At 61.3% G+C, this 14,798-nt stretch carries 15 protein-coding genes; 12 read left to right on the top strand and 3 right to left on the bottom strand.

Annotated elements, in window-relative coordinates:
* Positions 1-24 precede the first annotated feature (24 nt).
* Positions 25-1,023, top strand: a complete 999-nt coding sequence (gene add, locus ACJ8IN_RS22240; RefSeq protein ID WP_033638417.1) for an adenosine deaminase — start codon at positions 25-27, stop codon at positions 1,021-1,023.
* A 110-nt stretch (positions 1,024-1,133) separates the two neighbouring features.
* Positions 1,134-1,679, top strand: a complete 546-nt coding sequence (locus ACJ8IN_RS22235; protein WP_308325691.1) for an AAA family ATPase — start codon at positions 1,134-1,136, stop codon at positions 1,677-1,679.
* Between the two features lie 11 nt (positions 1,680-1,690).
* On the opposite strand, the gene ACJ8IN_RS22230 is transcribed toward ACJ8IN_RS22235, so the two are convergent.
* The gene (locus ACJ8IN_RS22230) at positions 1,691-2,695 is read right to left on the bottom strand and encodes a bile acid:sodium symporter family protein (protein WP_060429981.1); all 1,005 of its coding nucleotides are present in this window, start codon (positions 2,693-2,695) and stop codon (positions 1,691-1,693) included.
* A 73-nt stretch (positions 2,696-2,768) separates the two neighbouring features.
* Positions 2,769-3,809 (bottom strand): oxidoreductase, encoded by a 1,041-nt coding sequence (locus tag ACJ8IN_RS22225; RefSeq protein ID WP_060420879.1) that lies wholly within the window; start codon positions 3,807-3,809, stop codon positions 2,769-2,771.
* A gap of 231 nt (positions 3,810-4,040) precedes the next feature.
* On the opposite strand from ACJ8IN_RS22225, the gene ACJ8IN_RS22220 reads away from it, so the two are divergent.
* The 4 genes from ACJ8IN_RS22220 to rsxC all read left to right on the top strand — a co-directional run bounded on the left by ACJ8IN_RS22220 (position 4,041) and on the right by rsxC (position 8,192).
* On the top strand, positions 4,041-4,481 hold the full coding sequence (locus ACJ8IN_RS22220; protein ID WP_019455945.1) for a DUF2569 domain-containing protein: 441 nt from the start codon (positions 4,041-4,043) through the stop codon (positions 4,479-4,481).
* Positions 4,482-4,616: 135 nt separating this feature from the next.
* Positions 4,617-5,198 (top strand): electron transport complex subunit RsxA, encoded by a 582-nt coding sequence (rsxA, locus tag ACJ8IN_RS22215; protein WP_004938443.1) that lies wholly within the window; start codon positions 4,617-4,619, stop codon positions 5,196-5,198.
* Positions 5,198-5,770, top strand: a complete 573-nt coding sequence (rsxB, locus tag ACJ8IN_RS22210) for an electron transport complex subunit RsxB (RefSeq protein ID WP_004938428.1) — start codon at positions 5,198-5,200, stop codon at positions 5,768-5,770. The genes rsxA and rsxB overlap by 1 nt, the downstream gene beginning before the upstream one ends.
* Positions 5,763-8,192 (top strand): electron transport complex subunit RsxC, encoded by a 2,430-nt coding sequence (gene rsxC, locus ACJ8IN_RS22205; protein ID WP_060420485.1) that lies wholly within the window; start codon positions 5,763-5,765, stop codon positions 8,190-8,192. The genes rsxB and rsxC overlap by 8 nt, the downstream gene beginning before the upstream one ends.
* Before the next feature lie 29 nt (positions 8,193-8,221).
* Here rsxC and ACJ8IN_RS22200 read toward each other — a convergent pair whose 3' ends face one another.
* A complete protein-coding gene (locus ACJ8IN_RS22200) occupies positions 8,222-9,115 on the bottom strand; it encodes a helix-turn-helix domain-containing protein (RefSeq protein WP_033654761.1) in 894 nt (297 codons plus the stop codon).
* A 24-nt stretch (positions 9,116-9,139) separates the two neighbouring features.
* Here ACJ8IN_RS22200 and ACJ8IN_RS22195 point away from each other — a divergent pair, with 24 nt between their 5' ends.
* The 6 genes from ACJ8IN_RS22195 to dtpA all read left to right on the top strand — a co-directional run bounded on the left by ACJ8IN_RS22195 (position 9,140) and on the right by dtpA (position 14,660).
* Positions 9,140-9,484, top strand: coding sequence for a hypothetical protein (locus tag ACJ8IN_RS22195; protein ID WP_154610399.1), 345 nt, complete (start codon positions 9,140-9,142; stop codon positions 9,482-9,484).
* Positions 9,481-10,566, top strand: coding sequence for an electron transport complex subunit RsxD (gene rsxD / locus ACJ8IN_RS22190; RefSeq protein ID WP_033638411.1), 1,086 nt, complete (start codon positions 9,481-9,483; stop codon positions 10,564-10,566). The genes ACJ8IN_RS22195 and rsxD overlap by 4 nt, the downstream gene beginning before the upstream one ends.
* Positions 10,567-10,575: 9 nt before the next feature.
* Positions 10,576-11,205, top strand: coding sequence for an electron transport complex subunit RsxG (gene rsxG / locus ACJ8IN_RS22185; RefSeq protein WP_060420482.1), 630 nt, complete (start codon positions 10,576-10,578; stop codon positions 11,203-11,205).
* The gene (locus ACJ8IN_RS22180; protein WP_060420479.1) at positions 11,202-11,900 is read left to right on the top strand and encodes an electron transport complex subunit E; all 699 of its coding nucleotides are present in this window, start codon (positions 11,202-11,204) and stop codon (positions 11,898-11,900) included. Before rsxG ends, ACJ8IN_RS22180 begins: the two co-directional genes overlap by 4 nt.
* Positions 11,900-12,541, top strand: coding sequence for an endonuclease III (nth, locus tag ACJ8IN_RS22175; protein WP_019455952.1), 642 nt, complete (start codon positions 11,900-11,902; stop codon positions 12,539-12,541). The genes ACJ8IN_RS22180 and nth overlap by 1 nt, the downstream gene beginning before the upstream one ends.
* Before the next feature lie 604 nt (positions 12,542-13,145).
* On the top strand, positions 13,146-14,660 hold the full coding sequence (gene dtpA, locus ACJ8IN_RS22170) for a dipeptide/tripeptide permease DtpA (protein WP_033638407.1): 1,515 nt from the start codon (positions 13,146-13,148) through the stop codon (positions 14,658-14,660).
* Positions 14,661-14,798 lie beyond the last annotated feature (138 nt).

Below are 14,798 nucleotides of genomic sequence, written 5' to 3'. Positions count from 1 at the left end.
ACGATAAATTAGCGAGTGCCCAGCATGATCGATCCCCGCCTACCGCTTACCGACATTCACCGCCATCTCGACGGCAACATCCGCGCGCAGACCATTCTCGACCTCGGTCGCCAATTCAATCTCGCCCTGCCGGCCAACGATTTGGAGAGCCTGCGCCCGCACGTGCAGATCACCCACGCCGAACCGGATCTGGTCAGCTTCCTGCAGAAACTGGACTGGGGCGTGGCGGTGCTGGGCGATCTGGACGCCTGCCGCCGTGTGGCCTACGAAAACGTCGAAGACGCCGCCAACGCCGGCCTGCACTACGCCGAGCTGCGTTTTTCCCCTTACTACATGGCGATGAAGCACCAGCTGCCGGTCGCCGGCGTGGTGGAAGCGGTGATCGACGGGATCCGTTCGGGCTGCCGCGATCGCGACATCGACATTCGCCTGATCGGCATCATGAGCCGCACCTTTGGCGAGGCCGCCTGTCTGCAGGAATTGGAAGGGTTGCTGGCGCACCGCGACGGCATTACCGCGCTGGATTTGGCGGGCGATGAGCTGGGCTTCCCCGGCAGCCTGTTCCTCAACCACTTCAACCGCGCGCGCGACGCCGGCCTGCGCATCACCGTGCACGCGGGCGAAGCCGCCGGCCCGGAAAGTATCTGGCAGGCGATCCGCGAGCTGGGCGCCGAGCGTATCGGCCACGGGGTGAAAGCGGTCGAAGATCCGGCACTGATGGACTTCCTGGCGGAACACGGCATCGGCATCGAGTCCTGCCTGACCTCCAACATCCAGACCAGCACCGTGCCTTCGCTGGCACAGCATCCGCTGGCCACCTTCCTGCGCCACGGCGTGCTGGCATCGATCAACACCGACGATCCGGCGGTTCAGGGCATCGAGATCGAGCACGAATACCGCGTCGCCGCGCCGCAGGCCGGGCTGACTCCGCAGGAAATCCGCACCGCGCAGGAAAACGGCCTGAAGCTGGCCTTCCTCAGCGAGCAGGAAAAACAGGCGCTGCGCGCCAAAGTGCAAGGTTAAATTCCCCCAAGGCGCCACACGGCGCCTTCTTCTCATCCCCCGTTTTCTTCCGCCTGCTCGTCTTTATCGCTGTTTTCACCCATAACTCTGCCGCACTAGAGGAATTTCTTATGTCTGACAAACTACGCCGCATCGTGCTGACCGGCGGCCCGGGTTCGGGCAAAAGCACGCTCATCGAGGTTCTTCATCGCCGTGGCTACCCGCATTCGCAGGAGGCGGGCCGGGCGATTATTCAGGAGCAGGTGAGTATTGGCGGCAATGCGCTGCCGTGGGGCGATCGCCAGGCTTTCGCCGAGCGGATGCTGGATTGGGAACTGCGCTCATGGCGGGAAGCGACGGGCGCAACATGCTGGTTCTTCGATCGCGGCCTGCCGGATATCGCCGGTTACCTGACGCTGTGCGGGTTGCCGATCCCCGCGCCCTTAACCGTGGCGATCGGCGCTTTTCGCTATGCCGATACGGTGTTCATCGCCCCACCGTGGCGAGCGATCTACGCGCAGGACAGCGAGAGAAAACAATCTTTCGCCGAAGCCGAGCAGACCTATCGAGCGATGCTGGCCGCCTATCGCCAACATGGCTATCAGCTGCAGGAACTGCCGCGCGCCTCGCCCGACGAGCGCGCCGACTTTCTGCTCGACGCGCTGGGCTGCCGTTAGCGGCCTGCGGTCTATTTGGCCGCCAGCGTTTCCGCCTCGGCCCGCTGTTTGGCGGTTTTACGCGCATAGCGCTGCGCCAGCACCGCGCATACCATCAGCTGCACCTGGTGGAAAATCATCAGCGGCAGCACCATGGCGCCCACCGCCGCGGCCGGGAACAGCACGTTGGCCATCGGGATGCCGTTCGCCAGGCTTTTTTTCGAGCCGCAGAAGACGATAGTGATCTCATCGGCGGTATTGAAGCCCAGCCAGCGCGCCGCGTAGGTGTTGATCACCAACACCACCGTCAGCAGCACCAGCGACATCACCAGGATGGTCAGCAGCGACCAGCCGTCGATGCGATGCCAAATCCCTTCCACCACCGCCGCGCTGAACGCAGTATACACCACCAGCAGGATCGACGAGCGGTCGGTCAGGTTGATCAGCTTACGATGGCGATCGACCCACTTGCCGATCAGCGGCCGCGCCAGATGGCCAACCACAAATGGCACCATCAATTGCAGAATGATTGAACCGATGGCATGCAGCACATCGGTATTGCCGCCCTGGGTATGCATCAACGCGCCCACCAGCAGCGGCGACAGGAACACGCCGAGAATGCTCGACGCCGAGGCGCTGCAGATCGCCGCCGCCACGTTGCCGCCCGCCGCCGAGGTAAAGGCGATGGCCGATTGCACCGTGGCCGGCAGCGCGCACAGATAGAGGAAGCCGAGATAGACCGTCGGCGTCATGATGCCCGGCACCAGCAGATTCATCGCCAGCCCAAGCAGCGGGAACAGCGCAAAGGTGCTGAGGAACACCAGCAGGTGCAGCTTCCAGTGGCTCATGCCGGCGACGATCGCCTCGCGCGACAGCTTGGCGCCGTGCATAAAGAACAGCAGCGCGATGGCGGCGGTGGTCAGGTGTTCAAAGAAGGTTTTCCAGATGCCTTCGCAAGGGAACAGCGAGGCGACGATCACCACCAAAATCAGAACCAGCAAAAATTTATCAATGCGCAAACGCTGCAACCAGGACATGAAACGGATTTCCTTGCACGTAAAGTCGTAAAAAGGCCCGACGTTGCGCCGGGCCACAGAGAAATGGACGGGCTCAGACCACCGGCAGCGCCTGCTGCAGCCGGGCCGATTCCAGCCCCAGTTCGATCAATGCCATCACCGCGATGGCGTCGGCGGCCGGCACCGGGTTTTCGCCGATGCCGGCGATCGCGTCGCGCACCGCGGCGTAATAGGCCGGGTAGTTGCCGGGAATGTTGAGCAGCGGTTGCTCCGCCAGCAGATCGCCACGTGACAGCGTCACCACGCCGTCGCGCATGTCATAACCCCAATCGGCCTGCGGCAGGCGCTCGCCGGCCTTCAGCCGGTCTTCCTGCGGGTCCAGGCCGTATTTGATATAGCTGCCGCGGGTGCCGTGCACCACGTAGCGCGGGCTCTCCGCCGCCGCCAGCATGCTGGCGTGCAGCACCACGCGGCGATTGCCATAGCTCAGCAAGGCGTGGAAATAGTCCACCGCCTGCGCCCCCGGCCGCAATTCCCCCAGATCGACGAACAGCCGCTCGGGCTTGCCGAAGAGTTGCAGCGCCTGATCGAGCAAGTGCGGCGCCAAATCGTACCAGATACCGCTGCCGACGCCGCCCTGTTCACGCCAGCGCTGGCGCACCTGCGGCCGGTAGCGATCGAAATGCGACTCGAAATACACCACCTCGCCCAGCGCACCCTCATTCAGCAGCGCTTTCAAAGTAAGGAAGTCGCTGTCCCAGCGGCGGTTGTGGAACACCGACAGCAGTAAACCGCTCTGCTGCGCCTGCTGTTGCAGCGCCTGCGCTTGTGACAATGTCACGGTAAACGGTTTATCCACCACCACATGCTTGCCGGCGGCCAGCGCCTGCTGCGCCAGCGGGAAGTGGGTGTCGTTGGGAGTGGGAATCACGATCAGATCGAGGGTGGGATCGGCGAACAGCGCCTGCGCATCGCCCACCACCGCCATCGACGGCCAGTCGGCGTGCACTTTGCCGGCATCGCTGCTGGCGACGGCAGCCAGCTCGAGCCCCGGCGTACCGGCGATCAGCGGCGCATGAAAGGTTTTGCCGGCGTAGCCGTAACCGACCAGCCCGACACGAATTTTCTCAGCCATGGGATTTCCTCTTGCAGGCTCACGACAGACCTTTCGATTTGACACCATGCGGCCGGATGGAACAAGAAGTAAATGAGATGTTAATTTGAAGCGGGCTTAATACGGCGTCGAGTAGCCAAACGTGCTGCCACCCGCCGCGATGCCGAGCTATCCGGTTGATTGAGATGACGAAGCCGGTATTACCCGCTAAGCTATGCCGCCTGTGATCCCCGTTTCAATCAGGAAGCCTTTATGTCTCAAGCTGAATACTCTCGTATCGGCGGTTGGTTGCTGGCCCCGATGGCCTATCTGATCGTCACCCTGCTCAGCGCCAGCCTGATGCTGCTCCTGTACGCCATGGCGATCTTCATGCCCGAATCGCGCGACTACCTGCTGACCAACGCCCAGGCGTTTACCCTGCAATGGTACTTTTCGGTGCTGACCACGCTCTTGATGTGGTGCTTCACCCTGTGGCTGCTGTGGCTGTTTTGCCAGCGCTCGCAGCGCTTTCCCAAACTGTTCTTGCTGTGGCTGCTGATCACGGTGCTCCTGGCGGTGAAAGCCTTCGCCTTCGCGCCGGTGCCGGATGAAGTGGCGGTGCGCAGCCTCGGCTGGCCGCTGCTGATGGCGGCGCTGCTGGTGCCTTACATCAAGCGCTCGCAGCGGGTCAAAGGCACCTTTACCGAACGTTAAGGGCGGTTGCAGCACGTTTTATCGGGTATTTTGTGTAAATTTTCGCCAAAAAAGGCAATACCCCTGCGATTCATATGTTGTCGTCCGGCCGCCGATTCCCGATAATAGGCGGCTTTTATTTTTTTAGGCATCGCAATGACCGAATACCTGCTCCTGTTTGTCGGCACCGTACTGGTGAACAACTTCGTTCTGGTGAAGTTTCTTGGCCTGTGCCCGTTCCTCGGCGTTTCCAAGAAGCTGGAAAGCGCCATCGGCATGGGAATGGCCACCACCTTCGTCATGACGCTGGCCTCCGTCAGCGCCTGGGTGATCAACACCTTTATTCTGGTTCCGCTGGATCTGGTGTACCTGCGCACGCTCTCCTTCATTCTGGTGATCGCCGTCGTCGTGCAGTTCACCGAGATGGTGGTGCGCAAGACCAGCCCGGCGCTCTACCGCCTGCTGGGCATCTTCCTGCCGCTGATCACCACCAACTGCGCGGTGCTGGGCGTGGCGTTGCTTAACGTTAACCTCGGCTACAACTTCCTGCAGTCCGCCGTGTACGGCTTCAGCGCCGCCGCCGGTTTCTCGCTGGTCATGGTGCTGTTTGCCGCCATTCGCGAACGTCTGGCGGTCGCCGACGTGCCGGCGCCGTTCCGCGGCTCCTCGATCGCGCTGATCACCGCCGGGCTGATGTCGCTGGCCTTTATGGGCTTTACCGGGCTGGTGAAATTCTAATGACTGCGTTGTGGATAGCTATCGCGGCTTTAAGCGCGCTCGGGCTGCTGTTCGGACTGGTGCTGGGCTACGCCGCGCGCCGTTTTGAGGTGGAGGAGGATCCGGTCGCCGAGCAGGTCGACGCGATCCTGCCGCAGAGCCAGTGCGGCCAGTGCGGCTACCCCGGTTGCCGCCCCTACGCCGAGGCGGTGGCCAACGGCGAGATGATCAACAAATGCGCGCCGGGTGGCGAACAGGTGATGTTGAAACTGGCGGAGCTGCTCAACGTCGAGCCGCAGCCGCTGGGCAGCGAAGCCGCCGCCGAGCCGGAGCGTAAAGTGGCCTATATCGACGAGGCCAACTGCATCGGCTGCACCAAGTGCATTCAGGCCTGCCCGGTGGACGCCATCGTCGGTGCCACCCGCGCCATGCACACCGTCATCACCGACCTCTGCACCGGCTGCGACCTGTGCGTCGCCCCTTGCCCTACCGACTGTATTGAAATGAGACCGGTCGCCACCACCACCGCCAACTGGAAGTGGGACATGAAGACGATCCCGGTGCAAGTGATCCACGTGGAGCAACATGCTTAATCTGTTCGCCGCCTTTAAAAAAGACCGGATCTGGGATTTCGACGGCGGGATCCATCCACCGGAAATGAAAACGCAGTCCAGCGGTGCGCCGCTGCGTGTCGCTCCCCTGCCCAAGACCTTTATCATTCCGCTGCAGCAGCATCTGGGGCCGGAAGGCGAGCTGTGCGTCAACGCCGGCGATCGGGTGTTGAAAGGCCAGCCGCTGACCGTCGGCCGTGGCCGCACCGTGCCGGTTCACGCCCCGACCTCGGGCACCGTCAGCGCCATCACGCCGCACATCACCGCGCACCCTTCCGGGCTGACGGAGCTGTGCGTGATTATCGAGGCGGACGGCGAAGACCGCTGGTGCGAGCGCGATCCGGTGGCTGACTACCGCCAAGCGCCCGCCGCGGATCTGATTCAACGTATTCATCAGGCCGGCATCGCCGGTCTGGGCGGCGCCGGTTTCCCGACCGCCAGCAAGCTGCAGGGCGGCATGAGCGGCGTGGAAACGCTGATCCTCAACGCCGCCGAGTGCGAGCCTTACATCACCGCCGACGATCGCCTGATGCAGGAACATGCCGATCAGATCGTTGAAGGCACGCAGATCCTGCAACATATTCTGCAGCCCAAGGTCACGCTGATCGGCATCGAAGACAACAAACCGGAGGCGATCGCGGCGCTGAAACAGGCGCTGCGCGACCAGTCCGGCATTGGGCTGCGCGTTATCCCCACCAAATACCCGTCCGGCGGCGCCAAGCAGCTGACCAAGATCCTGACCGGCAAGGAAGTGCCGCACGGCAAGCACTCTTCCGCCATCGGCGTATTGATGCAAAACGTCGGCACCGCCTTCGCCATCAAGCGAGCGATCGTCGACGGCGAACCACTGATTGAGCGCGTAGTGACCCTGACCGGCGACGCGATCAAGCGCCCGGGCAACCTGTGGGCGCGCATCGGCACGCCGGTGCAGCACCTGCTTGACTTCGCCGGTTTCCGCCCGCAGGCGCAGCAGATGGTGGTCATGGGCGGCCCGCTGATGGGCTTCACCCTGCCTGCGCTGAATGTGCCGATCGTCAAGATCAGCAACTGCATTCTGGCGCCGACGGTCGATGAAATGACACCGCAGGAGCCGGAGCAGTCCTGCATCCGCTGCGGCCTGTGCGTAGACGCTTGCCCTGCCGGGCTGCTGCCGCAGCAGCTGTACTGGTTCAGCCGTGGGCAGGAGCACGACAAGGCGCGCAACCATAACCTGTTCGACTGCATTGAATGCGGCGCCTGCGCGTTCGTCTGCCCCAGCAACATCCCGCTGGTGCAGTACTACCGTCAGGAAAAGGCCGAGATCAAGGCTATCGATCTGGAAGCGGCGCGCGCCGCCGAGGCCAAGGCGCGTTACGAAGCCAAGCTGGCCCGCCTGGAGCGCGAGAAGCTGGCGCGCGAAGAGCGGCACAAAAAAGCCGCCGTCAAACTGACCGACGACGATCAGGGTGCGGTGCAGGCCGCGTTGGCGCGCGTGCGCAGCAAAAATGCCGAAGCGGCGGTCACGCCGGTCGACGGCCAGCAGCCGGATAACAGCGAAATGATCGCCGCCCGCGAAGCGCGTAAAGCGCAGGCGCGTGAACGCCGCGCCCAGTTGGCGGCCGAGGCGGAAAAAGAGGCGCCACCGGCGGCCTCCGGCGACGACGCGCGCAAAGCCGCCGTGGCCGCGGCGCTGGCCCGCGTGAAAGCGCGTAAGGAAGCGCCGGCCGCAGACAACGCCGCCCCGGCGGCAACAGAGGACGATCCGCGTAAAGCGGCCGTTGCTGCCGCCCTGGCGCGCGTCAAAGCCAAGAAAGCGGCGCAGCAGGCGGACGCCCCTGCACCGGCCGAAACGGCGCCGGCAACCGCCGTAGAAGATCCGCGTAAGGCGGCGGTCGCGGCGGCTATCGCCCGCGCCAAAGCCAAGAAAGCGGCGCAGCAGGCGGACGCCCCTGCAGCGGCGGAAACGGCGGCGGCAAGCGCCGAAGAAGATCCGCGCAAGGCGGCGGTCGCGGCTGCACTGGCGCGTGTCAAAGCCAAGAAAGCGGCGCAGCAGACGGATGCCCCTGCAGCGGCGGAAACGGCGGCGGCAGCCACCGAGGAAGATCCGCGCAAGGCCGCGGTCGCGGCGGCACTGGCGCGTGTCAAAGCCAAGAAAGCGGCTCAGCAGGCGGATGCCCCTGCAGCGGCGGAAACGGCGCCGGCAACCGCCGAAGAAGATCCGCGTAAGGCGGCGGTCGCGGCGGCTATCGCCCGCGCCAAAGCCAAGAAAGCGGCGCAGCAGGCGGACGCCCCTGCACCGGCCGAAACGGCGCCGGTAACCGCCGAGGAAGATCCGCGCAAGGCGGCGGTCGCGGCGGCTATCGCCCGCGCCAAAGCCAAGAAAGCCGCCAGGGAATCGCTGGCGGCGGAAACGGAAGACAAATGATGACAGCGGCGCCTGGCTGACGGCGCCGTTTAATCGATAGAGATCAGGTAGGTGTAATCCACATCAATCTGGCGCAGTTTGGATTCCGGATTCCACTCTTTGGTTTGAATGATCTCCATTTCCATACTGCCGCGCACTTCATCCTTCAGCCCCGGCATTACATGCGACATCAGATAGCCGAAAAACTGCAAACACTCTTTCGCCGAACCCTTATGGTTGATGGAGATAAACTCGCGGCTCGGCAGATGGAAAGTGTCGATTTGATAGTTGGAAAGAATATCCTTTTTGTGTTCAGGATCGACCGCCATCACCAGCGTGGATGAGAGCTCGTCGCCCTCCCCGGCATGAGGGGAGTAGATGCTGTAAATCCGCCGACAGTCGACGTGCAGCCCCTTGAAGAAGTCGTTGAAAATCTCGTCCTTCATCGCCATGCAGGAAGAGTACTCCAGCTCCTGTTCGGAGGCGAAATCCAGCCGGCGCGTGAAACCGACCAACTGCATCTCGGGCAGCGTCAGCCGCTTCACTTCCGGGTAATAACCGGCGCCGTAGCTGGCTTCGAAGTTAAAGCGCGGCATCAGGTTTTTCACGTCCCAGTGCGTCATCGATCGGTAGCGATTGGGCGTGGTGCCGAAGCGCTGCTTGAACATGCGGGTAAAGGTCTGCTGAGAGTCGAAGCCCAGCTCATCGGAAATGTCGATGATCGAGCGACGAGTAATGCGCAGCGCCACCGCGGCGCGCGTCAGGATGCGCGAACGGATGTAGGTAGCGAGTTGAATGCCGGTAATACGCTTGAATTTACGCTGCAGATGCCACTTGGAATAGCCCGAAATACGCGCGACTTCATCCAGGTTTGGCCGTTTCTCCAGATGTATCTCCACCCACTCAATTAGCTCTTCAATAAAAAAAATGTCTTCATTTGTCATTATTATGGGTTCACTGACTCAATAATGTTCGCGATAGTAACCTACACGGATTATGTGAAAGTTGTTATTTTGTGCGGAAATCTGGTGAAAAATGATATTTCATTCATACGGTTAACCCATTTATTGCGGTCGATGGCGGCACAAGTTCCACTGACAATTCCTCACGTTAGCCCATTTTCCGGCCAAAAAAAAATCAAATCGCGCCGTCCCGATCGCCAGATGCGCGGAAAGCTGAATACCCCTATCATTAAGGCGTATTACCCTCGCATCGAATCAGGTAGAATGCTCGGCTATTATTTTTGCCGCGCCCGCAATTCGGCGCATCGAAACTGCCGCAGGCGCGGCGCAGAAGGTATCGTTACTCTATGAAGTTCAGGCCGGTATCACCCACAGCCGCCAAAGGCTTACACATCGCCAGCTCGCCGTTCACCCACAACCAGCAAAGCACCAGCCGCATCATGCTGTGGGTGATGTTGGCGTGCATTCCCGGCATCGCGGCGCAGATTTGGTTCTTCGGCTACGGCGTATTGATTCAGGTGGCGCTGGCGGCGATCGTCGCGCTGGCCGCAGAAGGCGCGATCCTCAGGCTACGCAAGCTGCCGGTGCGCAGCCGGCTGGCAGATAACTCCGCTTTGCTGACCGCCCTGCTGCTCGGCATCAGCCTGCCGCCGCTGGCCCCGTGGTGGATGATCGTTATCGGTACCTTCTTCGCCATCGTCATCGCCAAGCAGCTGTACGGCGGCCTCGGGCAGAACCCGTTCAACCCGGCGATGGTCGGTTACGTGGTGCTGCTGATCTCCTTCCCGGTACAGATGACCAGCTGGCTGCCGCCGGATGAGCTGCGCGCCACCGCGCTGTCGCTCCACGACACGCTGCTGGCCATTTTCAGCGGCCATACCTCGCAAGGCGCGACGCTGCACGAACTGCAGATGGGCGTGGACGGCATCAGTCAGGCCACGCCGCTCGACGGCTTCAAAACCGGCCTGCGGAGCGGCCACAGCGTGGAACAGGTGTTGCAGCAGCCGCTGTTCGGCGGCGCGCTGGCCGGCATCGGCTGGCAATGGGTCAACCTCGGCTTCCTGGCCGGCGGCCTGTTTATGCTGGCGCGCCGCCTGATCCATTGGCAGATCCCGTTCAGCATGTTGGCCGCCATCGCCTTCTGTTCCGGCCTGGCCTGGTGGATCGATCCGGCGCATCAGGCTTCGCCGCTGATCCACCTGTTCTCCGGCGCCAGCATGCTGGGCGCGTTCTTTATCGCCACCGATCCGGTCAGCGCCTCCACCACGCCGAAGGGCCGCCTGATCTACGGCGCGCTGATCGGCGTGCTGGTGTGGCTGATCCGCGTCTATGGCGGCTATCCCGACGGCGTGGCTTTCGCCGTGCTGTTGGCCAATATCACCGTCCCGTTAATCGACCACTACACGCAGCCGCGCGTGTACGGCCATCGCTAAGGAGCCGCCATGCTGAATTCCATGAGAAAGCACGGCACCACGCTGGCGGTGTTCGCGGCGGTCACCACCGGCCTGACCGCCGTGGTCTATACCTTGACGAAAGGCACCATCGCCCATCAGGCGGCGCTGCAGCAAAAAGCGTTGCTCGATCAGGTGGTGCCGCCGGAAAACTACGACAACATTATGCAGAACGAATGCCTCCTGGTCAGCGATCCGGCGCTGGGCGACGGCGCGCCGCACCGCTTGTACCTGGCGCGCAAAAACGGGCAACCGACCGCCGCCGCGCTGGAAACCACCGCGTCGGACGGCTACTCCGGCGCCATCAAGCTGCTGGTCGGCGCCGATTTCAACGGCACGGTGCTCGGCACCCGCGTGATTGAACACCACGAAACCCCGGGGCTGGGGGACAAAATCGAACTGCGCATTTCCGGCTGGATTTCCTTCTTCAGCGGCAAGAAAATCGAAGGCCCGGACGATAAGCGCTGGGCGGTGAAGAAAGACGGCGGTATGTTCGATCAGTTCACCGGCGCCACCATTACACCGCGTGCGGTGGTCAATGCAGTGCGCCGCACGGCGTTGTATATGGAAACGCTGCCGCCTAAACTTGAAAGCTTACCTGCGTGTGGAGCCGCCGAATGAGTGAAGCCAAAGAATTGATCGTCCAGGGGTTGTGGAAGAACAACTCCGCCCTGGTGCAGCTGCTGGGCATGTGCCCGCTGCTGGCGGTGACCTCCACCGTCACCAACGCGCTCGGCCTGGGGTTGGCCACCACCCTGGTTTTGGTCTTGACCAACGCTTCGATTTCCGCGGTGCGCCGCTGGGTGCCGAGCGAAGTGCGTATTCCGATCTACGTGATGATCATCGCCGCGGTGGTGAGCATCGTGCAGATGCTGATCAACGCCTATGCCTTCGGTTTGTATCAGTCGCTCGGGATCTTTATTCCGTTGATCGTGACCAACTGCATCGTGGTCGGCCGTGCCGAAGCGGTGGCGGCGCGAAAACCGGTCGGCCTCTCGGCGCTGGACGGTCTGGCCATCGGCCTCGGCGCCACCGGCGTGATGGTGACACTGGGCTCGATGCGAGAACTGTTGGGCAACGGCACGCTGTTCGATGGCGCCGACCAGCTGCTGGGCGGCTGGGCCAAGTCGCTGCGCATCGAAGTGGTGCATTTCGACAGCCCCTTCCTGCTGGCCATGTTGCCGCCGGGCGCCTTTATCGGCCTGGGGCTGCTGCTGGCGGTCAAATATCTGATCGACGAAAAAATGAAGGCGCGCAAAGCCTGCGCCGTGGCGGTGGAACCGCTGCTGGAACAAGGACGTGCTGAGAAGGCCTGATGAACAAGCAGAAGCGACTGGAAATTCTGACCCGGCTGCGCGACAACAACCCGCACCCGACCACCGAGCTGGTGTACACCACGCCGTTTGAACTGCTGATCGCGGTATTGCTGTCCGCACAGGCCACCGACGTCAGCGTCAACAAGGCGACCGCCAAGCTTTATCCGGTCGCCAACACCCCTGCCGCCATGCTGGCGCTGGGGGTTGATGGCGTCAAGGAGTACATCAAGACCATTGGCCTGTTCAACAGCAAGGCCGAAAACGTGATCAAAACCTGCCGCATGCTGCTGGAGCTGCACGGCGGCGAAGTGCCGGAAGATCGCGCCGCGCTGGAAGCGCTGCCAGGCGTTGGCCGCAAGACCGCCAACGTGGTGCTCAATACCGCCTTCGGCTGGGCGACCATCGCCGTGGACACCCACATCTTCCGGGTGTGCAACCGCACTCACTTCGCGCCAGGCAAGAACGTCGATCAGGTGGAAGAGAAGCTGTTGAAGGTGGTGCCCGCCGAATTCAAGGTCGATTGCCACCACTGGCTGATCCTGCACGGACGCTACACCTGCATCGCGCGCAAACCGCGCTGTGGCTCCTGCATTATCGAAGACCTGTGCGAGTATAAAGAAAAGGTTTATCCGGAATCCTGAGTCTGTTGGGTGCGGCAAACCGCACCCGTCGCCACCTCTCCCCCCGCCAGCGCCTCTTTTTTATCGGAAATGTGATATCGCACAGCAGTAACCCCGGCAATTTCGAGGTTTTCAGTGAAAAACTCAGTGCCGTGTTATTTTCAAGCGAAAAATTAGTCGAAAATTGCGGTGAACGTCACGCTTTCAGGATCACAAGGCGTTCACAAATGCCAGTACCGTTTTCCCAAATTCCTATAATTTTACAAAACGCGCCATGTACACAACATTCCAACGGATTAATAACCTCACCTACACTGATGCGCTAAAAAATAGCAATTCAGCAGAATATATCCCTGTTTAAAATTCGTATAGCTTTTAATCAAAACAAAAAATCGGCAAACCATTAAAACCCGAAAGTTAATACTGCATAACATTTGCAACATCGTGGCATAATCCTGTGGGTGTTAAATGTAACCGAATATGACAAACTGCTTGCCTCGTTGACAAAGATAGTGAACATTAACCGCCGTCCCCATCCTATAACAACGCAAAAGGATGCCGTTCCGCATCAACTTTTGTACTTTCCCGTCCTCCAAAGACGGGCTGCGAAAAAACAGAGGTACCAGTGTCAACAGCAAACAACCAACATCCGGAGAGCGTGAGCCTTAACGCGTTCAAACAACCGAAAGCGTTCTATCTGATCTTCTCAATCGAACTGTGGGAGCGTTTCGGCTACTACGGCCTGCAGGGCATCATGGCGGTTTATCTGGTCAAGATGCTCGGCATGAGCGAAGCCGACTCCATCACCCTGTTCTCTTCCTTCAGCGCCCTGGTATACGGTTTCGTCGCCATCGGCGGCTGGCTGGGCGACAAAGTGCTGGGCGCCAAACGCGTGATCGTGCTCGGCGCGCTGGTGCTGGCCGCCGGTTACGCCATGGTGGCTTACTCCGGCCACGACATCTTCTGGGTCTACATGGGCATGGCGACCATCGCCGTGGGCAGCGGTCTGTTCAAGGCCAACCCGTCCTCCCTGTTGTCCACCTGCTATGAGAAAGACGATCCGCGTCTCGACGGTGCCTTCACCATGTATTACATGTCGGTGAACATCGGTTCCTTCTTCTCTATGCTGGCCACTCCGTGGCTGGCGGCGAAATACGGCTGGAGCGTGGCGTTCTCGCTGAGCGTGGTCGGCATGCTGATCACCCTGGTCAACTTTATGATGTGCCGCAAGTGGGTGAAGGAAAACGGTTCCAAGCCTGACTTCAAGCCGCTGCATCTGCCGAAACTGCTGATGGTGCTGGTCGGCATCGTGGCGTTGATCGCCGTGTCCAGCTGGCTGCTGCACAACCAGGTGATCGCGCGCTGGGCGCTGGCCCTGGTTTCCGCCGGCATCGTTCTGGTGTTCGCCAAGGAAACCTTCGCCCTGCACGGCGCTGCTCGCCGCAAGATGATCGTCGCCTTCCTGCTGATGCTGGAAGCGGTGGTGTTCTTCGTGCTGTACAGCCAGATGCCAACCTCGCTGAACTTCTTCGCCATCCACAACGTGGAACACAGCATCTTCGGCGTCGCCTTCGAGCCGGAGCAGTATCAGGCGTTGAACCCGTTCTGGATCATGCTCGCCAGCCCGATTCTGGCGGCGCTGTATAACAAAATGGGCGATCGCCTGCCGATGCCGCACAAGTTCGCGTTCGGCATGATCCTCTGCTCCTGCGCCTTCCTGGTGCTGCCGTGGGGCGCCAGCTTCGCCAACGAACAGGGCATCGTGTCGGTCAACTGGCTGATCCTGAGCTACGCGCTGCAGAGCATCGGCGAGCTGATGATTTCCGGCCTGGGCCTGGCGATGGTGGCGCAGCTGGTGCCGCAGCGTCTGATGGGCTTCATCATGGGCTCCTGGTTCCTGACTACCGCCGCCGCCGCGCTGATCGCCGGTAAGGTTGCCGGTCTGACCGCCGTCCCGAGCGACATCAACGACGCGCACGCTTCGCTGGCCATCTACAGCCATGTGTTTATGCAGATCGGTATCGTCACCGCCGTCATCGCTATCCTGATGATGCTGACCGCGCCGAAGCTGTACCGCATGACGCTGGACACCACCGAAGACGCCAATCAGAAAGCGCAGGAAGCCACCGCGGCTCGCTGATCGCCGGCAGATTGAGCGTAAGTAAAAGACCACCTCCTGAGGAGGTGGCTTTACACGACGCCCCCTAAAAGGGGGCCATTTTCGAGTTAATCCTGCAACAGCTCCATCTGCTGTTCGATCTCTTGGTCCTTCTTATCC

This window comes from Serratia sp. CY31944 (assembly GCF_052169175.1).
Classification (GTDB): Bacteria; Pseudomonadota; Gammaproteobacteria; order Enterobacterales; family Enterobacteriaceae; genus Serratia; species Serratia sarumanii.
Note: the sequence above shows the minus strand (reverse complement) of the source record. Positions and strands in the feature narration are given on the sequence as shown.